This window comes from Vibrio sp. JC009, from assembly GCF_029016485.1.
GTDB lineage: Bacteria > Pseudomonadota > Gammaproteobacteria > Enterobacterales > Vibrionaceae > Vibrio.
The window spans coordinates 3,251,837-3,274,648 of record NZ_CP092106.1; the positions used below are offsets into that span (position 1 = coordinate 3,251,837).

General features: G+C 46.6%; 17 protein-coding genes, 3 tRNA genes, 3 rRNA genes and 1 pseudogene. 9 read left to right on the forward strand and 15 right to left on the reverse strand.

Annotation, left to right across the window (positions count from 1 at the left end; translation table 11 throughout):
- Window positions 1-105 precede the first annotated feature (105 nt).
- Window positions 106-408, reverse strand: a complete 303-nt coding sequence (locus tag L3Q72_RS14565; RefSeq protein ID WP_275130618.1) for a DUF3630 family protein — start codon at window positions 406-408, stop codon at window positions 106-108.
- Complete coding sequence (recQ, locus tag L3Q72_RS14570) at window positions 401-2,236, reverse strand: ATP-dependent DNA helicase RecQ (protein ID WP_275130619.1); 1,836 nt, start codon at window positions 2,234-2,236, stop codon at window positions 401-403. The genes L3Q72_RS14565 and recQ overlap by 8 nt, the downstream gene beginning before the upstream one ends.
- Window positions 2,237-2,377: 141 nt before the next feature.
- Between recQ and rarD the strand changes: the two genes are divergently transcribed.
- Window positions 2,378-3,289 carry an EamA family transporter RarD gene (rarD, locus tag L3Q72_RS14575; RefSeq protein ID WP_275130620.1) on the forward strand — a complete coding sequence of 304 codons (912 nt, stop codon included), beginning with the start codon at window positions 2,378-2,380 and terminating at the stop codon, window positions 3,287-3,289.
- 770 nt (window positions 3,290-4,059) lie between these two features.
- Here rarD and uvrD read toward each other — a convergent pair.
- Window positions 4,060-6,234, reverse strand: coding sequence for a DNA helicase II (gene uvrD, locus L3Q72_RS14580; RefSeq protein WP_275132124.1), 2,175 nt, complete (start codon window positions 6,232-6,234; stop codon window positions 4,060-4,062).
- A 285-nt stretch (window positions 6,235-6,519) separates the two neighbouring features.
- Here uvrD and L3Q72_RS14585 point away from each other — a divergent pair, with 285 nt between their 5' ends.
- The 4 genes from L3Q72_RS14585 (at window position 6,520) to L3Q72_RS14600 (ending at window position 8,932) form a co-directional block, all read left to right on the forward strand.
- Window positions 6,520-6,780 (forward strand): DUF2282 domain-containing protein, encoded by a 261-nt coding sequence (locus tag L3Q72_RS14585; RefSeq protein ID WP_275130621.1) that lies wholly within the window; start codon window positions 6,520-6,522, stop codon window positions 6,778-6,780.
- Window positions 6,781-6,856: 76 nt separating this feature from the next.
- A complete protein-coding gene (locus L3Q72_RS14590) occupies window positions 6,857-7,708 on the forward strand; it encodes a DUF692 domain-containing protein (protein WP_275130622.1) in 852 nt (283 codons plus the stop codon).
- The gene (locus L3Q72_RS14595) at window positions 7,705-8,475 is read left to right on the forward strand and encodes a DNA-binding domain-containing protein (protein WP_275130623.1); all 771 of its coding nucleotides are present in this window, start codon (window positions 7,705-7,707) and stop codon (window positions 8,473-8,475) included. The genes L3Q72_RS14590 and L3Q72_RS14595 overlap by 4 nt, the downstream gene beginning before the upstream one ends.
- 4 nt (window positions 8,476-8,479) lie before the next feature.
- Window positions 8,480-8,932 carry a DoxX family protein gene (locus L3Q72_RS14600; protein WP_275130624.1) on the forward strand — a complete coding sequence of 151 codons (453 nt, stop codon included), beginning with the start codon at window positions 8,480-8,482 and terminating at the stop codon, window positions 8,930-8,932.
- A gap of 53 nt (window positions 8,933-8,985) precedes the next feature.
- On the opposite strand, the gene L3Q72_RS14605 is transcribed toward L3Q72_RS14600, so the two are convergent.
- Window positions 8,986-9,270: a hypothetical protein gene (locus L3Q72_RS14605; RefSeq protein WP_275130625.1), complete on the reverse strand. Its 285-nt coding sequence runs from the start codon at window positions 9,268-9,270 to the stop codon at window positions 8,986-8,988.
- A gap of 156 nt (window positions 9,271-9,426) precedes the next feature.
- Window positions 9,427-10,611: a multidrug effflux MFS transporter gene (locus tag L3Q72_RS14610; RefSeq protein WP_275130626.1), complete on the reverse strand. Its 1,185-nt coding sequence runs from the start codon at window positions 10,609-10,611 to the stop codon at window positions 9,427-9,429.
- A 110-nt stretch (window positions 10,612-10,721) separates the two neighbouring features.
- Between L3Q72_RS14610 and L3Q72_RS14615 the strand changes: the two are divergent.
- A pseudogene (locus tag L3Q72_RS14615) lies at window positions 10,722-10,910 on the forward strand (LysR family transcriptional regulator); the annotation flags it as partial.
- Window positions 10,911-11,094: 184 nt separating this feature from the next.
- On the forward strand, window positions 11,095-12,882 hold the full coding sequence (locus tag L3Q72_RS14620; protein WP_275130627.1) for an aminopeptidase P family protein: 1,788 nt from the start codon (window positions 11,095-11,097) through the stop codon (window positions 12,880-12,882).
- 151 nt (window positions 12,883-13,033) lie between these two features.
- On the opposite strand, the gene crcB is transcribed toward L3Q72_RS14620, so the two are convergent.
- The 7 genes from crcB to L3Q72_RS14655 all read right to left on the reverse strand — a co-directional run bounded on the left by crcB (window position 13,034) and on the right by L3Q72_RS14655 (window position 19,374).
- Window positions 13,034-13,417, reverse strand: coding sequence for a fluoride efflux transporter CrcB (gene crcB, locus L3Q72_RS14625; protein ID WP_275130628.1), 384 nt, complete (start codon window positions 13,415-13,417; stop codon window positions 13,034-13,036).
- Window positions 13,418-13,773: 356 nt separating this feature from the next.
- Window positions 13,774-13,850 (reverse strand) — tRNA-Asp (locus L3Q72_RS14630).
- An 89-nt stretch (window positions 13,851-13,939) separates the two neighbouring features.
- A 5S ribosomal RNA gene (gene rrf, locus L3Q72_RS14635) occupies window positions 13,940-14,055 on the reverse strand.
- A gap of 198 nt (window positions 14,056-14,253) precedes the next feature.
- Window positions 14,254-17,251 (reverse strand): 23S ribosomal RNA (locus tag L3Q72_RS14640).
- 306 nt (window positions 17,252-17,557) lie between these two features.
- Window positions 17,558-17,633: transfer RNA gene (locus L3Q72_RS14645), tRNA-Ala, on the reverse strand.
- Window positions 17,634-17,676: 43 nt separating this feature from the next.
- Window positions 17,677-17,753 (reverse strand) — tRNA-Ile (locus tag L3Q72_RS14650).
- Window positions 17,754-17,821: 68 nt separating this feature from the next.
- Window positions 17,822-19,374: ribosomal RNA gene (locus L3Q72_RS14655) — 16S ribosomal RNA — on the reverse strand.
- Together the 16S, 23S and 5S rRNA genes with 3 tRNA genes alongside form the textbook arrangement of a ribosomal RNA operon.
- 483 nt (window positions 19,375-19,857) lie before the next feature.
- Between L3Q72_RS14655 and L3Q72_RS14660 the strand changes: the two genes are divergently transcribed.
- A complete protein-coding gene (locus L3Q72_RS14660) occupies window positions 19,858-20,409 on the forward strand; it encodes a gamma carbonic anhydrase family protein (RefSeq protein ID WP_275130629.1) in 552 nt (183 codons plus the stop codon).
- Here the strand turns inward: L3Q72_RS14660 and L3Q72_RS14665 are convergent.
- The 3 genes from L3Q72_RS14665 to L3Q72_RS14675 all read right to left on the reverse strand — a co-directional run bounded on the left by L3Q72_RS14665 (window position 20,406) and on the right by L3Q72_RS14675 (window position 22,135).
- Complete coding sequence (locus L3Q72_RS14665; RefSeq protein ID WP_275130630.1) at window positions 20,406-20,669, reverse strand: DUF1488 domain-containing protein; 264 nt, start codon at window positions 20,667-20,669, stop codon at window positions 20,406-20,408. The genes L3Q72_RS14660 and L3Q72_RS14665 overlap by 4 nt on opposite strands.
- On the reverse strand, window positions 20,669-21,502 hold the full coding sequence (aroE, locus tag L3Q72_RS14670) for a shikimate dehydrogenase (RefSeq protein ID WP_275130631.1): 834 nt from the start codon (window positions 21,500-21,502) through the stop codon (window positions 20,669-20,671). The genes L3Q72_RS14665 and aroE overlap by 1 nt, the downstream gene beginning before the upstream one ends.
- A 75-nt stretch (window positions 21,503-21,577) precedes the next feature.
- Window positions 21,578-22,135 carry an L-threonylcarbamoyladenylate synthase gene (locus L3Q72_RS14675; protein WP_275132125.1) on the reverse strand — a complete coding sequence of 186 codons (558 nt, stop codon included), beginning with the start codon at window positions 22,133-22,135 and terminating at the stop codon, window positions 21,578-21,580.
- Between the two features lie 187 nt (window positions 22,136-22,322).
- On the opposite strand from L3Q72_RS14675, the gene purE reads away from it, so the two are divergent.
- Window positions 22,323-22,808, forward strand: a complete 486-nt coding sequence (purE, locus tag L3Q72_RS14680) for a 5-(carboxyamino)imidazole ribonucleotide mutase (RefSeq protein ID WP_275130632.1) — start codon at window positions 22,323-22,325, stop codon at window positions 22,806-22,808.
- Window positions 22,809-22,812 lie beyond the last annotated feature (4 nt).

A 22,812-nucleotide genomic window follows, 5' to 3' on the forward strand; every position in this document is an offset into this window, starting at 1 on the left:
AAGATTTCTCTTCCGGTTAAAATCAAAGCTCAACAGAGCGGGCGGCGATTATACATTAATCAAATCAGGCCGCAACCATGATCCGGAACGCAAACGTTTGACGCGCTAAATTCCTGCCTGAAACAGCCGGGAAAGATATTCCACCTCTTCCCTGCTGGTCTTCACATCCATCGCCTCCAGCCAGACCGATTCGCTGTAATGCTCTGCTTTAAGCATAAACTGACAACCTTCAAAGTCTATCAGCCAGGAATGGATATCTGCATCTGTCTGCTTTTCAATAATCTTAGCAGAGAGCTGTGAAACCAACCTCTCGCCTATGACAGGAAAGCTGTCAAAATCAAAGTCCGGAGTAATCAGTATCAGCTTGCCCGCATTTTGACTGTACTCAGCCAGCCCGAAATCAGCCATGGACCAGGTACTCCTGAATCAGATCCAAAAACGGATCCGCATAGCGTTCAAGCTTAACCTGCCCCACTCCATTTACCGCAAGCATTTCACCGTAAGAAGCAGGAAGAACTTCCGCCATATCAATCAGGGTTGCATCACTGAACACAACATAAGGCGGTACATCGTTTTCATCCGCAATCGTCTTACGCAGCTTACGCAGCTTGGCAAACAGCACCTTATCGTAGTTTTTGTTTGCCAGTTTATCCGACTTAGCGGCTCTGGCTGCGGTATCAAGTCTTGGCACCGCCAACTCTAAAGCACGTTCCCCACGCAGAACCGGCCTTGCTTCCTCGGTTAGCTGAAGTGTTGAATTGCGGGTAATGTTCTGAGACAGCAGGCCTTTGTGTATCAGCTGACGAAAGATACTGATCCAGTAATCATGGCTGTGCTCTCTGCCGATACCGTAAGTGGAAAGCTTATCGTGGCCGTTTTCGCGCACACGGATATTCTGCATACCACGCATCACCTCAACCACATAGTTCATACCAAAGGCCTGATTAACCCGGTAGACACAGGACAGCGCCTTTTGCGCCGCTTCAGTGGCATCAAAGTGCTTTGGAGGATCAAGGCAGATATCGCAGTTACCGCACGGCTCATGACGGTACTCGCCAAAATAGTTCAGCAGCACCTGCCTTCTGCAGGTCTGAGCTTCCGCAAAAGCAGTCATCGCATTTAACTTATGAGTTTCCACCTGCTTCGGCGGGCCTTCCGGCTTTTCATCCAGCATTCGCCGCAACCAGGAGATATCAGCCGGATCGTAAAGCATCATAGCTTCAGCTGGCAGACCATCCCGGCCCGCCCTTCCGGTTTCCTGATAATAGGATTCGATATTTCTCGGAATATCAAAATGCACCACAAAACGGACGTTAGGCTTATTGATGCCCATACCGAAGGCAACGGTTGCCACAACAACCTGCAGATCATCACGCTGAAAGGCATCCTGAACATAAGCCCGTTCATCGGTATCCATACCGGCATGATAGCCCGCAGCTCTGATATGGTTGTTGCAAAGCTTCTCTGTCAGCATCTCTACCTTTTTACGGCTGCCGCAGTAGATAATGCCACACTGATTCTGCTGAGTTGCCAGAAAACGGATAACCTGAGAGACCGGCTTATGCTTCTCCACCAGGTTGTAACGTATATTCGGACGGTCAAAACTGCCCAGATAAATATGGGGCTCATTCAACGCTAAGCGCGAGACGATATCTTTTCTGGTGGCATCGTCAGCGGTCGCAGTCAGCGCCATAACCGGAACATAGGGAAACTGCTGCTTCAACTGACCAAGCGCTGCATATTCCGGCCTGAAGTCGTGTCCCCACTGTGAAATACAGTGCGCCTCGTCTACCGCTATCATTGATAGCTGAATAGACTCCAGCCTTTCAAGAAAGTCATAATTCAGCACTCTTTCTGGAGAAACATAGACAAGCTTGAGCGTTCCCCTGTTCATCCGGTTATAGACCGAAATCAGCTCATCTCTTGGCATGGATGAGTTAATGCATTCTGCAGCAACGCCGTTTGCTTTTAGCTGGTCCACCTGATCCTTCATCAAAGAGATTAACGGTGAAATCACTAATGTCAGGCCATCTTTAAGCAGCGCCGGGATCTGATAGCAGAGAGACTTACCACCACCGGTCGGCATAATAACCAGACTGTCCAGGTTACCGATAGCCGACTCAATCACCTCTTCCTGTCCCTTCCTGAACTCCTGGTAGCCGAAAGTATCAGACAACACCTTTTGCGCGTCTGCAAGCGTCGGGAGAGGTTGTTCTGCCAGAAGAGTTGATGTCATCGTTAGCCTTAGTTGAAGCGAAGGAACGTCATTGTAGTGGGGATTGGTCGTTAATGAAACTGCAAATTAATAGCCTGCCAGCGCTATAGCTCTTATACTCTGCAACTTCAGAATAAAATCATACTTATAGGCACAGATGCAATGACACAAGAACAGCAAGCGAGATCCCGCCAGGGTGTATTTTTAGCCGTCAGCGCTTACACCATGTGGGGCATTGCACCTATCTACTTTAAAGCGCTGGCTGCAGTAACTCCCTTCGAGATACTCTGCCACCGGATTATCTGGTCCTTCTTTGTTCTGGCTCTGCTTATCCACTTCACTAGAAACTGGAGTGCGTTTGCCGACGTATTTAAAGCGAAAAAGAAGCTGCTGGCTTTAGTTGCAACCTCGCTCCTTGTTGGCGTCAACTGGCTTATCTTTATCTGGGCGGTGAATGCCGACCATATGCTGGATGCCAGCCTGGGCTACTATATCAACCCGTTGTTTAATGTCCTGCTCGGTATGCTGTTTCTGGGCGAAAGGCTGAGAAAGCTACAATGGGTTGCCGTGGCTCTGGCCTTTATAGGCGTAATGATTCAGGTCGTTGCTTTTGGCTCTATCCCTTATGTTGCTATCGCTTTAGCGGTTTCCTTCGGGCTTTATGGGCTTTTAAGAAAGAAAGTAAACCTAAATGCTCAGGTGGGACTTTTTGTTGAAACCATGGCTCTTCTTCCCGGTGCGCTGATCTACCTGCTTGCTTTTGCTGACAGTGCGACTTCAGATATGTTCAGCAACACCACTACCCTGAACCTGCTTTTGGTGTCAGCAGGCATCGTCACTACCGCGCCATTACTCTGCTTTAATGGTGCGGCAACACGCCTGATGCTTTCTACCCTTGGATTTTTCCAGTACATAGGCCCTAGCCTGATGTTTATTCTTGCTGTCACCGTTTATCAGGAACCCTTAACGCAGGATAAAGCCATTACATTCGCTTTTATCTGGTGTGCTTTGGCTATTTTCAGTTTTGACGGAATAAAACGCGCCAGACAGTCTAAGCTGGTCTCTGCCTCTTAAAGAGAGCTGTTCGCGAGTTAACCAAATGTAAAATCAGATAGCACAAACAAATGAAGCAAGACTGGAAATTCAGCTTTAATGCATACAAATGCAGCAGATAACTAATTGAGTGAATATTAGGCAAACTCCGATGTAAACAACAGGTTAAATTACGGAAGATATCTCCCCATAACTTTGTAAGAGATCTCTTACAAAAACGTAAGCTAAAGTCTTTTTATTGCTTGAGCCTTTAATACCAGGACCACCTAACCCTACGTTTTTTAAGAACTATTCAAATCTGAGCGTTTATTGGTCAGTTTATTTTCCCTCAACCTGTCTTGTTCCTTTGCGCTCTGTAAGTCATAGTTAAGTTGTCAGCAGGGAGCAGACACAGGAAACAGGAAAGCCAAGGATTGCTATCTTCAGGAAGAAGATTTGGTTACTCAGGAAGAGAAACCAGCACGGAACGCAAAACGGATAATGAACGGAAGCATCAGTAAACAGGAAGTTTACTTTAAGGATGAATCAGGACACCTCAGGAAGAGGCAGGGAATGAACATCAGGATGATGTAAAGGAACGCCGCTCAGGGAATAAGTGACGTGCGCTAACGAGGATTGTTAGCAGATCAGGATAAGATCAAGGACACCGCTAGGAAAGCGATGAAAGGATTGAGCTGACGGAATTCAGTACACTATCATGGATTAGATGCATGGAGCATTTTTAGTGGCCGGATAGCTGCGAGTAAGACTACGGCCCCGATACGCAAGTATCGGGGCTTTTCTTATCCTGATTACATGGTTTCCAGTTTGGCGTACTGAGTCACCAGCCACTTAATACCTTCACCGTTAAAGGCTACCTGTACCCTGCTCTGGGGACCACTGCCCTCAAAGTTAATGATGGTACCTTCACCAAACTTAGGGTGCTTCACTCTCTGGCCCAAATTAAACCCGGTCTCATTAAAGTTCTGCTTCACGCTTGTCTGACTGAACCGGCCACTGGAAGCCGGACGGCTCACCTGCGCCTTCATTCTGACTTCTTCCAGACACTCCTCCGGAAGCTCACGGATAAAACGCGACGGTTTATGGTACTTGTCCTGGCCATATAGCCTGCGCATTTCAGCATAGGTGATATACAGCTTCTCCATTGCACGGGTCATACCTACGTAGCAAAGTCTGCGCTCCTCTTCCAGACGTCCGGCTTCTTCCGCTGACATCTGGCTCGGGAACATACCTTCTTCCACACCGACCATAAACACCAGCGGGAACTCCAGACCTTTCGCACTGTGCAGTGTCATAAGCTGCACAGCATCATCAAACTCATCAGCCTGTCCTTCACCGGCTTCCAGTGCGGCATGGGAAAGGAAAGCAGAAAGCAGCGTCATCTCTTCTGCCTCTTCCGGCTTCTCGAACTGCCTTGTTGCTGTTACCAGCTCCTCAAGGTTTTCAATTCGCGCTTTAGACTTTTCGCCTTTTTCCTGCTGATACATGCTAAACAGACCGGATGCTTTGATCACATGGTCGGTCTGCTCGTGCAGCGACATCTCTGCAGTGTCATCTTCCAAGGCATTGATTAGCTCAATAAAGCGACTCAGGGCTCCTGCTGCACGGCCTGCCAGTACCTTCTCATCCAGCAAGGCAACACAGGCTTCCCACATAGTTGCGCCTCTGTCTCTGGCAGCAAAGCGGATGGTTTCCAGAGTCTTGTCCCCTAAACCCCGGGTCGGTGTATTAACCACCCTTTCAAAAGAGGCGTCATCATTGCGGTTGGCAACAAGTCTCAGGTAGCTTAGAGCATCTTTAATTTCCTGACGTTCGAAGAAACGCATACCACCGTAAATCCGGTAAGGCAGACCTGCCTGTATCAAGGCCTCTTCAAGCACACGGGACTGGGCGTTATTCCGGTATAACATAGAGGTATCGGACAGTGCTCCACCCTTATCCTGCCATTCCTTAATCTTATTAACGGCAAATCTGGCTTCATCCAGTTCATTATAGGCAGAGTAAACCGATACCTTTTCGCCCTCGCTGCCGTCAGTCCACAGCTCTTTACCCATGCGCTCATTGTTGTTTGAGATAAGCTCGTTGGCCGCTTTCAGAATTGTCTTGGTTGAGCGGTAGTTCTGTTCCAGCCGGATCGTGGAAACCGAAGGAAACTCTTCTGTGAATCTGTGAATGTTTTCAATTTTCGCGCCTCGCCAGCCATAGATTGACTGGTCATCATCACCAACAATCATGACATTACAATCGCGTCCGGCCATCATTCGAAGCCAGGCATACTGAATGTTGTTGGTATCCTGAAATTCATCCACCAGAATGTGTTTAAATCTTGCCTGATAATGCTCTCTGATAAACTTATTGTCTCTGAGCAACTCGTGTGCTCTTAGCAGGATTTCAGCAAAGTCCACCAGGCCCGCTCTGTCACACGCTTCCTGATAAGCTTTATAAACCTGCAGCCAGGTCTGAGTCACCGGGTCGTTATAGGCATCGATATGATGTGGTCTGAGTCCTTCATCTTTCTTACCGTTAATCCACCAGGCAGCTTGCTTAGCCGGCCACTGTTTTTCATCTAAATTCTGAGCCTTGATTAACCGGCGAAGCAGACGTTGCTGGTCATCAGAATCAATAATCTGAAAATCTTCCGGAAGTTTCGCATCCAGATAGTGGGCTCTCAGAATACGGTGACAGATACCATGGAAAGTCCCGTTCCACATTCCTGAGGCACTTCCCATCATCAGTTCTTCAATACGACCACGCATCTCTGCCGCCGCTTTGTTAGTAAAGGTTACCGACATGATAGAGAACGGCGAAGCCTGTTCCACAGACATCAGCCATGCAATGCGGTGAACCAGCACTCTTGTCTTGCCGCTTCCGGCTCCGGCCAAAACCAGTATGTTTTCAGTTGGTGAAGCAACGGCTTCGCGCTGTTTGTCATTTAAGCCATCAAGTAATAAGGAAGCGTCCATCAGATTGTCCGGTTAGTGCCACTGTGTATTTATACATAAGAAGTGATTATAACCTAAATATTTGCTGTTTTACTGCGATATTTCCCGAGAAAAAAATTTAGACCACCTTTAATCGAAATCAATCACTTAGCGTTCTACCAATTTAAATACGAATGTAAATGATAATTTTTTGAAAGATTTTCGATACCCAGCGGCTCTTTATCTTCAAGCAAGCCAAAGACATGCTCAACACAAAACACCGTCTGCTTGTGAATATTCAGATAAAGGAAATTACATCGAGGAACTAAGATGAAAAAGTCAAACATTGCTATTACCGCTGCTGTTTCAAGCCTTCTGGCACTTGGTGCAACTACACTAACCGCCACGCATGCTGTCGCGGGAGAGAAAGAAAAATGCTACGGCGTCGCTAAAGCCGGAAAAAACGACTGCGCAACAAAAAGCAGTTCCTGTGCCGGCACTTCAAAAGAAGATTTTCAGAAAGATGCCTTTATAGTCATTCCTAAAGGTCTGTGTGATCGCCTGGCTGGCGGAAGCAAAACTTCCAGCTAAGTTAGCTTAAAGAGCAGTTGGATCATGGGTGTCCAATTGCTCTCTCACCTAACCCAACTCAAGGAACGAACTGCTGATGACAACATTACATAAAAACGTAGGGGTTGGCCTTAGAACCCCTCATATCCCCCACTTTTTAAACGAGCCAAAACATCTGGAGTGGTTGGAAATTCATAGCGAAAACTACTTTCAGCCGCGCTCAGTACTGCGGGAGCAACTCCGGGTAATTCGAAGCAATTACGATATTAGTTGCCATGGTATCGGCCTTTCCCTTGGATCTGTTTCAAAAGTAAACCTCCAGCACCTAAAACAGCTCAAAGCCCTGATAGATGAAATTCAGCCTGTGCTGGTTTCAGACCATCTAAGCTGGAGCGAACAAGGCGGGCATTATTTTAACGACCTGCTGCCATTACCCTATACCGAAGAGGCTCTGGATGTCTTTTGCCGCAATGTCATTCAGGTACAGGAGTTTCTGAAACGCCCTATCCTGATTGAAAACCCTTCCAGTTATCTCAGGTTTAACCATTCAACAATGCCTGAGTGGGAGTTTTTAAACCAGGTCCGGAAAAGAACCGAATGCCGCCTTCTGCTGGACTTTAACAATATTTATGTATCGGCCTTCAATCATGGTTTCAGTTGCCAGGAATATCTGCGGAATATCGATGCCTCCAGCGTTGATGAAATACACCTGGCCGGGTTCACTGTTAAACAGTTCCCGGAAGGAGAAATATGGATTGATACTCATAGCCGGCCGGTCAGTGATTCTGTGTGGACACTTTTCGCCAACTGGTTAGCGGAAAATGGTCCCAGAAGAGCACTTATAGAGTGGGATTTGGATATTCCTGTGCCGAGTGTATTGCTAAATGAAGCATTGAAGGCGAGCGAAATTCTTAGAAAACCTGAGTCTGATTACCGGGGTGCTGCATGACCATTTCCCTTGCTCAAATACAGAAAAATTTTGCGCAGGCACTTTTCTACCAGACAGGTGCTGAAGGGTGCGAAATAGTATCAGATCATTTTTCAGCAGACCGTAGGATTCAGATTTACCGCAACAACTTTGTAGTCAGCTTAAGTGAAATTCTTGAGTTAACCTATCCCCTGGTTAAAGCTCTGGTTGGTGACCAATGCTTCGCTGGCCTTGCCCGTTCACATGTGCTCTCTAACCCGCTCAGCCAGGGCAGCGTATCCAATTACGGTGATAGGTTTGAAAAAACAATTGTTGCTGCCAGAAACGTTATCAACACCGTGCCTTACTTAGCCGATATTGCGCGCCTGGAGCATGCTATTGATTTCAGTAACCGAATAGCCTCGGATGATTCCTGCTCGAATGAGGTTTTCCCGCTTGAGCAATTAAGCCAGCTTGACGAAAACCAGCAGGGAGATATAAGGCTGATATTGCACCCAAGCGTCATACTGCTTTGTTCTGAGTTCGCCATCTTTTCAATACGTGAAGGTATTGTCGGTAACCGGTTTGACGGCATAGACATATATTCAGAGGAACAAGGTTTTGTCTGTCATCCTCAGACCGGACAATTATTCGTTCAAACGTTAACAGAGGCTGAGTTTACTCTTTTGTCCTGTATTGAACAGCAAGGTTCCTTGAACTCAATTCCCGAGCGCTTACTCGGCCAGTTGCCAAATCTTTTGCAGTACCCGCTGATCGCCGGCTTCACTATAAATCAGATTGAGGGTTAGTTTTATGTCTCAAACACTGAAAAATGCTATCGAGCAATACGAGTCCGCAGTAATCAGAATTCAAAATGCCATATTACCTGCCCTGCTGCTTTTCCTCAGACTATGGGTTGCATGGGTATTTTTTCAATCTGGCTTAAATAAATTGTCAGCCTGGGATAGTACCTTGTATCTGTTTCAACTTGAATATCAGGTGCCGCTGCTGCACTGGGAACTTGCCGCTTATCTGGCAACAGCAACCGAACTAGCGCTGCCAGTATTTCTTGCTCTGGGTTTGTTAACCCGGCTTACAACAGTTGTTTTATTTCTGTTTAATATTGTTGCTGTCATTTCATATCCTGTTTTGTGGGAACAGGGATTTTATGATCATCAACTATGGGGGTTAATGCTGGCAATTAGCATTATTTGGGGCGCAGGTTCCCTTTCCTTGGATCAACTAATCAGGAAAAAATTTAAATAAACCAATATTAGAAATTAATATAGAAAAACATCCCGCATTATGAGCGGGATGTTTTATTTATTAGCCAGATATTTCTGCAACTCTTCGACAGAAATTCCGTCTTTTGCCAGTTCCTGAGCCAGACTCTGAACTTGCTCACCTTTACGTGATTCAATTACTTGCTGGAACTGATAAACAATATCTCTCAGCATATGCAGAGGAACTTGCTTAGCTGCACTGCGAATACGCTCTTCACTCTGATTGCCCAGTTCCGCAAGAAGTTTGCCAAACATTACTTTTTCCGGAGAGTCTTCCAGTTGCTCGAGTACGCGAGCCATTTCATAAGTAGTCAGTGACATTATAAAACTTATTCCAAGATTCAATAATAAGTACGCCAAGTAACCCCAAGATAAGGGGGGCATCTTGAGGGTATTCGGAAATAATAAGAAGCCTAAATATACACCTGATCTTGTAATTGGAAAACATAATAATAGTTTTATTTTCTGCTATTTTATTTAACTCTCATTATATACCTGATGCCATTGCCTTCCTTTATTACTAAGTAAAATTAGCAGTGCAGGCAGCACAATAATCATATGCATAGCGATATGTATTCTTGGCTCCAATTCCAGTCTCTGTGTTAAACCCACAAGTAATCCAGAACCGCTCATCTGAAACAGACCAAGAAGCGCTGCTGCTGTTCCTGCTTTATCAGCAAAAGGAGCAAGCGCTTTACCTGCTGCTGCACCAAGCACAAGTGAAAAACCAATTGATGACAGGAAAATCGGTAGCATAAATGCCAATGGTGATTTTTCTTCACTCATAAGTAGCATAAGTACCGCACCAACAGCGAAGGTGACAATTCCAAACTGCAGACAGAAAAATGTCCCCTTCCGGGCCATCATTTTAGGGGCAGAAAATGCAGCAATGATATTTAACGAGGCATTGATACCAAACCAAAAGGTAAATTGATTCATGCTCAGCCCCATTTCGCTCATTAGCACCATTGGTGCCGCGCTTACATAAGCCAGGATAATCGCCATGGACAACATACAAAGAAGCGCATGGAAGAGGAATGTTCCTGAAGACAGTACACTCAGATATCTCGAAGGTTTGAAAACAGCACCGCTGGCTCTCTTTGGGTTTGTTTCTCGCATCAGGGGCAATACCATACCTAAGACGACAACAGCAAACAGTGCCATTAGGGTAAAGTTACTGCGCCAGCCAAACGCTTGTGTGAGATAACTGCCCAGAACCGGTGCAAGAGCAGGAATAAAGCAGATAGCACCATTCAGGTAGCTGATCATCTTACCACTGTTATTTTCTCCGTAGAGATCTCTTACAGTAGCGAATGCAGCTACAGATGTTGCACAGGCACCCACCCCCTGCAGCAATCTGGATGCGAGCATCCACTCAATATTCGCTGCTACACTGGCCAGGTAAGCCGCGACTCCATAAATCACTATTCCCGACACCGCGATGCTTTTACGACCATACTTATCCGCAAGAGGTCCCGCAAATAACTGCCCTACTCCCATAGCAAACAGAAACCAGCTGATCGTATCCTGTGCCTGTGTATGTTTCACGTGAAACACTTCTGCGATTTCAGGTAAAGCCGGAAGATAAATATCGATCGCTAAAGGGCTAAATAGCACCAGAAGAACTAGCATTGTCAGCTGCATTTTACTTGGGTTAATCATAATCTAATTCGTTACAGTCCATCATTTATATTCGCGTCAATTCTACATGGTTAGTGATATGAACAGAAATCACTTATACTCATTTCAGATATTCCAATAGAGAATTTTCAATGAAGCTGGATAAGTTAGCCCGTTTAGACATAAACCTCCTGGTGGTTCTGAAAGTAGTTAGCGAAGAGTTGAGCGTTACACGTGCTGCCTCAAGACTCTCTCTAAGCCAGTCAGCGGTAAGCAAATCGCTGGCTAAATTAAGAGAGCAATTTAATGACCCTCTTTTTATCCGGACAGCACATGGGCTTAAAGCCAACCAGCAAAACAGACCCCGGTTTGCAATGGTTAATAAACATTATCCGTGAAGGTACCCGTCAACTAAGATAATCAAAGATTTGATTATTCAACCAGAAAGCTATAGCTTTTACAGCATCGGCTACCTCTTACAAAGACGCTTCTCTCAGGTAGCCACTTTATCGACAGGACATCAAGATGACTCAATCAATATCCAGCCGCGTAGACGCAATAAGAGCGTGGCTTAAAGAACAAAACTTCGACGCAATTATCATCCCCCATGAAGATGAGTTTCTCGGCGAATATTTACCTGCCCATAACGAAAGGCTGCAATGGGCCACTGGCTTCACCGGCTCTGCGGGTGCGGCTGTAATCGCTCAGGACAAAGCAGCAATTTTTGTAGATGGCCGTTATACGGTTCAGGTAACTAAGCAAGCTCCTTCTGAGATTTTTGATTACTGCCACCTTATCCAGCAGCCTGTATCTGAGTGGCTGAAAGAGAATCTTGATAAGCAATCTGTGGTTGCTTTAGATTCTAAACTGCACTCCAAGCGCTGGTTTGACTCTCTGATTGCGACATTGGAAGGGAAATTGTCTGTCACAGAAATAGAGTCAAACCCAATTGATCAACTTTGGACTGACAGACCGGAAGCTGAGCTATCAGAAATTATGCTGATGGAAAGCAACTATGTTGGCCGCAATAGCGAAAACAAAAGAGAAGAAATCTCAGGTTTGTTGACAGCACAAAACGTTGATGCCGCGATCTTGACTCAACTTGATTCCATCTGCTGGTTGCTAAACATTCGTGGTCTGGATGTATCACGCCTTCCAGTTATACTGGCCAGTGCCATAATCTATTCAGACTCTAGTATGACTCTCTTCCTGGACCCTACCCGTCTGCCGGCAGAGTTCCAGAATCATGTTGGAGCAGGGATTAATGTTAAACATCCTGATAGTTTGATTTCTGAAATTCAATCCCTATCAGGTAAAACAGTGCTTATAGATCCAAACAACAGCAATGCATGGTTCTCCCGTCAATTAGAAAACGCAGATGCACTGATAATCCATTCTGATGATCCTTGTTTGTTGCCGAAGGCACAAAAAAATGCAACTGAAGCTAAGGGAATGAAAGCAAGCCATATTCGCGATGGCGTGGCAATGGCTAAGTTTCTAAGTTGGTTAGATTCTGAGGTCAGCTCGAACAAGCTGCATGATGAAGCTGAGTTGGCTGAAAAGCTTGAATCCTTCCGCCGGGAAGACCCAAGCCTGGTGGATTTAAGTTTTGACACCATTTCAGCAGCTAGTGTTAACGCCGCAATGTGTCACTACAACCATATCAATCAACCCTCACCTACTCAGCTATCGATGGGCAGCATGTATCTTGTTGATTCCGGTGGCCAGTATCCGGACGGTACTACAGACATTACCCGAACCATCGCTATAGGCACACCAACTCAGGAAATGAAGAATCAGTTTACCCTGGTTCTTAAGGGTCATATCAGCCTTGCAAATGCTAAGTTCCCGACCGGCACAACAGGACATCAGTTAGACGTTTTAGCACGACAGCATCTATGGGCTAATGGCTTTGACTTTGACCATGGCACAGGCCATGGTGTCGGACACTTCCTGAATGTGCATGAAGGTCCTCAGCGCATAGCTAAAGTAGCTAATTCTGTTGCTCTTCTTCCTGGAATGGTTTTGTCTAATGAACCTGGTTACTACAGAGAGGAAGAGTTCGGTATTCGAATTGAAAACCTTGAGATTGTAGTCGAAGTAGAAACTCACGGCGATTTCAATGTTCTAGGTTTTGAGTCCCTTACTCGCTGCCCGATAGATAAACGCTGTATCGAAGTTAGCTTGCTTACCCCTCTCGAAATAAACTGGCTTGACGAGTATCATCAGAAAGTGTGGAATGATCTAAGTGCATTAGTTGAAAGCGATGTATATAACTGGCTTAAACAAGCTACATCACCTATTGCGCGCTAAACGAATAACAGCAACCTTTGCTAAAGTTTATTGAATAAGCCCTCTTAGCTAAGAGAGGGCTTTTATGTTTCACGTGAAACGCAGATTAGCTTTTCAGCCCCCTATAGCAATCTAACTACACTTCTCATTTCTTTTACTAAAGCCTATTTTCTTAGCTTTTTATTAGCAACTGAAACCCCACCCAGGCAGCTGTAATGCTAAGCAGTACGTTAAGCAATACATTAACACCCATCTTAAAAAAGGCCCCCTGCTGCATCAGGAGCACGTTATCCATCGAGAAGGTAGAAAAGGTTGTCAGTGCACCAAGAAAGCCCAGGCCGATAATCTGGCGCCATGGAGCCACCGCAAGCATCTCATTCTCAAAAGCCGCAATCAGAAGCCCCATAATAAAAGAACCCACAACATTAACTGTAAGCGTACCATAGGGAAAACCTCGTCCCAGAAAAACCACACACAACTCAGAGATCAAATACCGGGAACATGCACCAAATGCTCCCCCCACCGCGATAAACGCCAAAACTGAAAACTGGTTCATACAACCTACTCACATCGATAAACTGGCTGTGATTGTAGCTATATGCCGCTATTTTTCCAATAAAAAGTACGAGTGAATACACTGGATTAGGTTTTGGATTTTAAATGTTACGGGGGTCACTTTTACTAACTATGGGGCTGTGCAAAATTTGATTCGACTGCAGGCCCTAAGATCGGTCGCAAGCTCCCTGCTGGTGCCTGGGCCCTGGGAAAGTGGTATCTAGCACACCATCCCAGGGCCTATAGGACGAAGTCCGTCCCCAGGGCCCAGGGCCGATTTTCAGAAAGCACAATATTTCCCTCTAAATTCAACACATACAAAAAACCTCAGCCTTTCGACTGAGGTTTCATATAAAGTGGCGGAGCGGACGGGACTCGAACCCGCGACCCCCGGCGTGACAGGCCGGTATTCTAACCAACTGAACTACCGCTCCACTCATCAAGCTGTCAGTCCTAAGCTGTCAGCTATCAGTTTTTGCCTTTAGATTTTTCTGAAAAATCTGAAAACAAAAAGGTGTTCAAAGCCTGGCGATGTCCTACTCTCACATGGGGAAACCCCACACTACCATCGGCGCTATTGCGTTTCACTTCTGAGTTCGGCATGGAATCAGGTGGGTCCACAATGCTATGGTCGCCAAGCAAATTCTTTTTATAAGGCCCTGGGCCCTGGGTTTATAGGCCCTGGGACAAAGTACCTTATCAATTCGGAAAGCTGTCTTTTCTTTTCCCAGTGCCTGTAGGACGAAGTCCGTTCCCAGGGCCCAGGGCCAGATTCTCAATTCACATTCAAGTTTATTCGTTCTTGCTTTGAGTCCATCAAAACCCCTTGGGTGTTGTATGGTTAAGCCTCACGGGCAATTAGTACAGGTTAGCTCAACGCCTCACAACGCTTACACACCCTGCCTATCAACGTCGTAGTCTACGACAACCCTTTAGGACAGTTAAACTGCCAGGGAGAACTCATCTCAAGGCTCGCTTCCCGCTTAGATGCTTTCAGCGGTTATCGATTCCGAACTTAGCTACCGGGCAATGCCATTGGCATGACAACCCGAACACCAGAGGTTCGTCCACTCCGGTCCTCTCGTACTAGGAGCAGCCCCTTTCAATTCTCCAACGCCCACGGCAGATAGGGACCGAACTGTCTCACGACGTTCTAAACCCAGCTCGCGTACCACTTTAAATGGCGAACAGCCATACCCTTGGGACCGACTTCAGCCCCAGGATGTGATGAGCCGACATCGAGGTGCCAAACACCGCCGTCGATATGAACTCTTGGGCGGTATCAGCCTGTTATCCCCGGAGTACCTTTTATCCGTTGAGCGATGGCCCTTCCATTCAGAACCACCGGATCACTATGACCTGCTTTCGCACCTGCTCGAATTGTCATTCTCGCAGTCAAGCGGGCTTATGCCATTGCACTAACCTCACGATGTCCAACCGTGATTAGCCCACCTTCGTGCTCCTCCGTTACTCTTTGGGAGGAGACCGCCCCAGTCAAACTACCCACCAGGCACTGTCCTCACCCCAGATAATGGGGCTAAGTTAGAACATCAAACATACAAGGGTGGTATTTCAAGGATGGCTCCACCGTATCTGGCGACACGGGTTCAAAGCCTCCCACCTATCCTACACATGTAGGCTCAATGTTCAGTGCCAAGCTGTAGTAAAGGTTCACGGGGTCTTTCCGTCTAGCCGCGGGTACACTGCATCTTCACAGCGATTTCAATTTCACTGAGTCTCGGGTGGAGACAGCGTGGCCATCATTACGCCATTCGTGCAGGTCGGAACTTACCCGACAAGGAATTTCGCTACCTTAGGACCGTTATAGTTACGGCCGCCGTTTACCGGGGCTTCGATCAAGAGCTTCGACCTAAGTCTAACCCCATCAATTAACCTTCCGGCACCGGGCAGGCGTCACACCGTATACGTCATCTTACGATTTTGCACAGTGCTGTGTTTTTAATAAACAGTTGCAGCCACCTGGTATCTGCGACTCTCAATAGCTCCATCCGCAAGGGACTTCACCGTTAAGAGCGTACCTTCTCCCGAAGTTACGGTACCATTTTGCCTAGTTCCTTCACCCGAGTTCTCTCAAGCGCCTTGGTATTCTCTACCCGACCACCTGTGTCGGTTTGGGGTACGATTCCTTACAATCTGAAGCTTAGAGGCTTTTCCTGGAAGCATGGCATCAATGACTTCACTGCCGTAGCAGCTCGACGTCGTGTCTCAGCCTTAAAGAGAGCCGGATTTACCTAACTCTCAAGCCTACGCACTTGAACCTGGACAACCGTCGCCAGGCCCACCTAGCCTTCTCCGTCCCCCCATCGCAATTGTAAGAAGTACGGGAATATTAACCCGTTTCCCATCGACTACGCTTTTCAGCCTCGCCTTAGGGGTCGACTTACCCTGCCCCGATTAACGTTGGACAGGAACCCTTGGTCTTCCGGCGTGGAGGTTTTTCACCCCCATTATCGTTACTCATGTCAGCATTCGCACTTCTGATACCTCCAGCATACCTTACGATACACCTTCAACGGCTTACAGAACGCTCCCCTACCCCGCATACAAAGTATGCAGCCGCAGCTTCGGTTTATAGCTTAGCCCCGTTACATCTTCCGCGCAGGCCGACTCGACTAGTGAGCTATTACGCTTTCTTTAAATGATGGCTGCTTCTAAGCCAACATCCTAGCTGTTTTAGCCTTCCCACATCGTTTCCCACTTAGCTATAATTTGGGACCTTAGCTGGCGGTCTGGGTTGTTTCCCTCTCCACGACGGACGTTAGCACCCGCCGTGTGTCTCCCGGATAGTACTTACTGGTATTCGGAGTTTGCAAAGGGTTGGTAAGTCGGGATGACCCCCTAGCCTTAACAGTGCTCTACCCCCAGTAGTATTCGTCCGAGGCGCTACCTAAATAGCTTTCGGGGAGAACCAGCTATCTCCAGGTTTGATTGGCCTTTCACCCCTAGCCACAAGTCATCCGCTAATTTTTCAACATTAGTCGGTTCGGTCCTCCAGTTGATGTTACTCAACCTTCAACCTGCCCATGGCTAGATCACCTGGTTTCGGGTCTATATCCAGAGACTAAACGCCCAGTTAAGACTCGGTTTCCCTACGGCTCCCCTAAATGGTTAACCTTGCCACTGAATATAAGTCGCTGACCCATTATACAAAAGGTACGCAGTCACCCCATCACTAAGCCACCTCTGCTTGATTTGCTAGGTTGAACAATGCAAAAAGACGCATTGTTAACCGCCATCAGCAAAAGTACTCGCAATGAGCACATCATCACCAAGCTTAGTGATGGGGCTCCTACTGCTTGTACGTACACGGTTTCAGGTTCTATTTCACTCCCCTCACAGGGGTTCTTTTCGCCTTTCCCTCACGGTACTGGTTCACTATCGGTCAGTCAGTAGTATTTAGCCTTGGAGGATGGTCCCCCCATATTCAGACAGGATATCACGTGTCCCGCCTTACTCGATTTCACTTAAAATGATATGTCGGTTACGGGGCTATCACCCTGTATCGCGGCACTTTCCAGAGCCTTCACCTGTATCATTAAAAGCTTAAGGGCTAGTCCAATTTCGCTCGCCGCTACTTTCGGAATCTCGGTTGATTTCTTTTCCTCGGGGTACTTAGATGTTTCAGTTCCCCCGGTTCGCCTCCTTAACCTATGTATTCAGTTAAGGATACTTACTTATGTAAGTGGGTTTCCCCATTCGGAAATCCCAGACTCAAGTGGCTTTTACTGCCTAATCTGGGCTTATCGCAAGTTAATACGTCCTTCATCGCCTCTGACTGCCAAGGCATCCACCGTGTACGCTTAGTCACTTAACCATACAACCCCAAGAAGTTTCGAAGAAACGCTTAAGATTGTTTAATCAAACAACCAAAGTTTGTCTGCATTTTTATACATGTGCAGACACGATTTTGCCGGACTCAAATATGAACAACATAAATGTCATTCCCAAGAACACTTGAATGTGTTGTTTTGGTACCTATTTCCTAAGAAATAGGATTTGAGAACTTTTACATTATCTATTCAATCAAAATAGATAATTGTCAGCTTTCCAAATTGTTAAAGAGCAAAGATTTTCTTTCGAAAACCATTTTTAAAGATTCTTAAGGAAAAACCCTTAAAGATGGTGGAGCTAAGCAGGATCGAACTGCTGACCTCCTGCGTGCAAGGCAGGCGCTCTCCCAGCTGAGCTATAGCCCCATCAAAAGTGTCGATGCCATCCAATTCAACCGGGAAGAAAAATTGGTGGGTCTGAGTGGACTTGAACCACCGACCTCTCGCTTATCAGGCGAACGCTCTAACCACCTGAGCTACAGACCCAGCATCGTCTCTTTACTTTCTAAACCTAATCAATCTGTGTGGACACTAATCAACAACAATCTATCGTTTAAGGAGGTGATCCAGCCCCAGGTTCCCCTAGGGCTACCTTGTTACGACTTCACCCCAGTCATGAACCACAAAGTGGTAAGCGTCCCCCCGAAGGTTAAACTACCTACTTCTTTTGCAGCCCACTCCCATGGTGTGACGGGCGGTGTGTACAAGGCCCGGGAACGTATTCACCGTGGCATTCTGATCCACGATTACTAGCGATTCCGACTTCATGGAGTCGAGTTGCAGACTCCAATCCGGACTACGACGCACTTTTTGGGATTCGCTAACTTTCGCAAGCTTGCCGCCCTCTGTATGCGCCATTGTAGCACGTGTGTAGCCCTACTCGTAAGGGCCATGATGACTTGACGTCGTCCCCACCTTCCTCCGGTTTATCACCGGCAGTCTCCCTGGAGTTCCCGACATTACTCGCTGGCAAACAAGGATAAGGGTTGCGCTCGTTGCGGGACTTAACCCAACATTTCACAACACGAGCTGACGACAGCCATGCAGCACCTGTCTCAGAGTTCCCGAAGGCACACTAAAATCTCTTCTAGCTTCTCTGGATGTCAAGAGTAGGTAAGGTTCTTCGCGTTGCATCGAATTAAACCACATGCTCCACCGCTTGTGCGGGCCCCCGTCAATTCATTTGAGTTTTAATCTTGCGACCGTACTCCCCAGGCGGTCTACTTAACGCGTTAGCTCCGAAAGCCACTCCTCAAGGGAACAACCTCCAAGTAGACATCGTTTACGGCGTGGACTACCAGGGTATCTAATCCTGTTTGCTCCCCACGCTTTCGCATCTGAGTGTCAGTATCTGTCCAGGGGGCCGCCTTCGCCACCGGTATTCCTTCAGATCTCTACGCATTTCACCGCTACACCTGAAATTCTACCCCCCTCTACAGTACTCTAGCTTGCCAGTTTCAAATGACCTTCCGAGGTTGAGCCCCGGGCTTTCACATCTGACTTAACAAACCACCTGCATGCGCTTTACGCCCAGTAATTCCGATTAACGCTCGCACCCTCCGTATTACCGCGGCTGCTGGCACGGAGTTAGCCGGTGCTTCTTCTGCAGCTAACGTCAAATAATAAGCGTATTAAACTTACTACCTTCCTCACTGCTGAAAGTGCTTTACAACCCGAAGGCCTTCTTCACACACGCGGCATGGCTGCATCAGGCTTGCGCCCATTGTGCAATATTCCCCACTGCTGCCTCCCGTAGGAGTCTGGACCGTGTCTCAGTTCCAGTGTGGCTGATCATCCTCTCAGACCAGCTAGAGATCGTCGCCTTGGTGAGCCTTTACCTCACCAACTAGCTAATCTCACTTAGGCGTATCCGGATGCGTGAGGTCCGAAGATCCCCCACTTTGACCCAAAGGTGTTATGCGGTATTAGCCATCGTTTCCAATGGTTATCCCCCTCACCAGGGCAACTTCCTAAGCATTACTCACCCGTCCGCCGCTCGACGCCCATAAGCGCACCCGAAGGATTGTTTATGTCGTTTCCGCTCGACTTGCATGTGTTAGGCCTGCCGCCAGCGTTCAATCTGAGCCATGATCAAACTCTTCAATTTAAGATTTTGAGGCTCAATGAATACTGATAACATTACATGTAATGTTGAATTGACTGTGCCGATATTTCTATCGATTGGTCACTCAGTTCATTGAAACCAAATTGTTTCCGAAGAAACTATTTTGATTGTCATCAACGAGTGCCCACACAGATTGATAGGTTTAAATTGTTAAAGAGCTTTGCTTCGAGGCTTTCCCTCAAAGCGGACGTGCATTCTAGCGAGATAAATCACAGTGTCAAACACTTTTTTAAATCTTTTTGCTAGCCGCTGTTGCCAGCGGTTCGTCCAACTGATTTCGACGTTTCCTTTCGGTGTCCGCCGTGTCAGTGAGGGCGCATTATAGAGACATGCGTCACATTGGCAAGCCCTTTTTTGCAATTATTTCTTTTTTTTTACTGTTCGGATGTTTTTTGTTCGAAAAGGGCCAATTTTACTAATTTTCTTCAAACCTATATGCTAGAAAACCCAAGTTGAGGACAAATTATGAGCAAATTACGAAGCTATAAAGGAATTAGCCCCAAAGTAGGGGAACACGTATATATTGACGATAGCGCTGTGTTAATAGGCGATATCGCCATTGGAGAAAACTCAAGTATTTGGCCTTTAGTGGCAGCCAGAGGTGATGTTAACCATATTTCTATAGGAAAGCGCACCAATATTCAGGATGGCAGTGTTCTTCATGTTACGCATAAGAATAAGGAAAACCCGATCGGTTATCCCTTAATAATCGGTAATGATGTTACTGTAGGCCATAAAGTCATGCTGCATGGTTGTACTATTAAAGACAGAGTATTAGTCGGCATGGCTTCTATCGTACTGGACGGCGCGGTAATAGAAGAAGAGGTTATGATAGGTGCGGGAAGCCTGGTTCCGCCAAATAAAGTACTGGAAAGCGGCTACCTCTATATAGGAAGTCCGGTAAAACAGGCTCGCCCACTAAAGGATGAGGAACGAGCCTTCTTACAAAAGTCCGCAGATAACTATGTAGAGACTAAAAATGACTACCTTACGCATGTAATGCCGGTAGAAGGCTAATTAATCTCTATTCTGCCTTTTGAGTTAAACATCTCGTCTTCTATTAACTCTTCGGCCAGCTCTTCAATATCAAAGCGACAAGTTTTGAACTGTTGAAGAGCCTCTTCTTCGCTATCTACAGACGCTCCCGAAATGCCTTCCAGTTTTGATTTTGATATCTCACACTCGATCAGCGCACCAGATTGCTGAGCAGGAAAAACCACCTTTTCACTGTCTGCATCCCAGGTTTGAATATCAGGAAAAAGAATAGACTGATTCATTATTGACCTTCCAGGTTCTTTCTTAGTTCTCTGAGGATCTGCTTGGTGCCCGGTCTTATACCACGCCATAGCATAAAGCTTTCTGCAGCCTGTCCTACCAGCATTCCCAACCCGTCATAAGCCTTTGCAACACCACTATCCATTGCCCACTGGCTGAAAGTAGTGATACCTGCACCATACATCATGTCATAAGACACGCTTGTTTCGCAGAATATTGCGGCCGAAATATCCGGTAGCTGTTTGTGTAAGCTTGCTGAAGTAGAGTTAATAATCACATCGAAAGATTCATTGATCGACTCCATAGGAACCGCTTTTACGTTTCCATATGGTTGAAACATCTCTTCAAGTGTTTGAGCTTTTTCAAAAGTACGGTTAGTGATAACCAGCTCTGCCGGTTCTTTATCTAACAGAGGCTTAATAACCCCTCTTGCCGCACCACCTGCACCGATAATCAGAATTCGCACGCCTTTTAACGGAACCTGATACTGCAGCAAGTCCTGAACCAGGCCTTCTCCATCAGTGTTATCACCAATGATTTCTCCATCATCAAGCTTTTTGAGCGTATTTACCGCTCCTGCTAACTGTGCCCTTTCCGTCAGGCGGTCAGCGAACTTAAAAGCATCCTCTTTAAATGGAACCGTGATATTGCACCCCTTTCCGCCTTGCTCAAAAAAAGCTTTAGCTGATTCCTGAAAAGCATCAACTTCCGGCTGTGCCGTTGCATACACCATATTCTGCATCGTCTGACGAGCAAAAAGCGTATGAATAAAAGGAGATTTACTTTGAGAGATAGGGTTACCAAATACGAGGTACTGTTCGGGTGCGCTAGCCATTTCCTTGCCTACAAAATTAAAAAAGGGTCATCTTAAGACCCTATCACTTCAGACAAATTTAGCAACAACTCTGTTTTACCCCTGACGCAGTACCTTAGAGCTTCTTGCATCTCTGATTTCTGAGGGTTTATCCCTGCCACCGGTTTTACCATCAAGAATCACAACACCCGTCTCACCTAACTGATCGACAACTTCTTCCGTAGTCATGCAGGGAGGCTGCCCTGTTAGGTTTGCACTGGTAGAAGTAACAGGCTTACCAAAGGCATGACATAACTCTCTGACCAACGGATGATCCGTAACCCTGACTGCTACAGAATCAAACTGGCCGGATACAAAGTCAGTCACCTTTTTACTCACCGGCATCACCCAGGTTACCGGACCGGGCCAGGTGCTATGAATTTCTTTCAGCTGTTCAGCGCTAAGCTGGCTTTCATCAATATAGGGAATAAGCTGCTCATAGTTTGCCGCAATCAGAATGAGCCCCTTTTCTATCGGGCGCTGCTTGATATCCAGCAGTTTTTGGATCGCGCTTTTATTATCAGGGTCACATCCAACGCCAAATACGCCCTCTGTCGGATAGGCAATCACTTCGCCATCAACCAATGCCTGAACAGCCTGTTTTAAATCACTCATCGTCAGCTCATCTCTGTTTTCTATAAAGAATAGTGTACTAATTCCCATTTAAACTGCCTAAGCCTAATTGTTTGCAAAATATAAATAAGGTAAAAATAACTGACGCAAACGTTTTCCTTGCGCTATTTTCCCCTTATAATGCGCGCAAATTATCTACTTACCTTTATTAAAATTGCAGGAGTTAGGGATGAAAGTCGGAATTATCATGGGTTCAAAGTCAGACTGGCCAACAATGAAACTGGCAGCAGATATGCTTGATCAATTTGGCGTTCCATACGAAACCAAAGTGGTTTCTGCACACCGAACTCCACAACTGCTGGCTGACTATGCTAACAGTGCAAAAGAGCGTGGTATTAAGGTGATTATCGCCGGTGCCGGCGGTGCAGCTCACCTTCCGGGTATGACAGCAGCCTTCACAAGCCTTCCTGTTCTTGGTGTACCTGTTCAGTCACGAGCTCTGAAAGGTATGGATTCACTGCTTTCCATTGTTCAGATGCCTAAAGGCATTGCAGTGGGCACGCTGGCTATCGGTGAAGCAGGTGCGGCCAATGCAGGTATCCTTGCAGCACAGATCATAGGTACACACGATGAAGAGGTAATGGCGAAGGTAGAAGCCTTCCGCACTGAGCAAACAGACACTGTTCTGGCAAACCCAAACCCGGCTGAGGACTAATTTC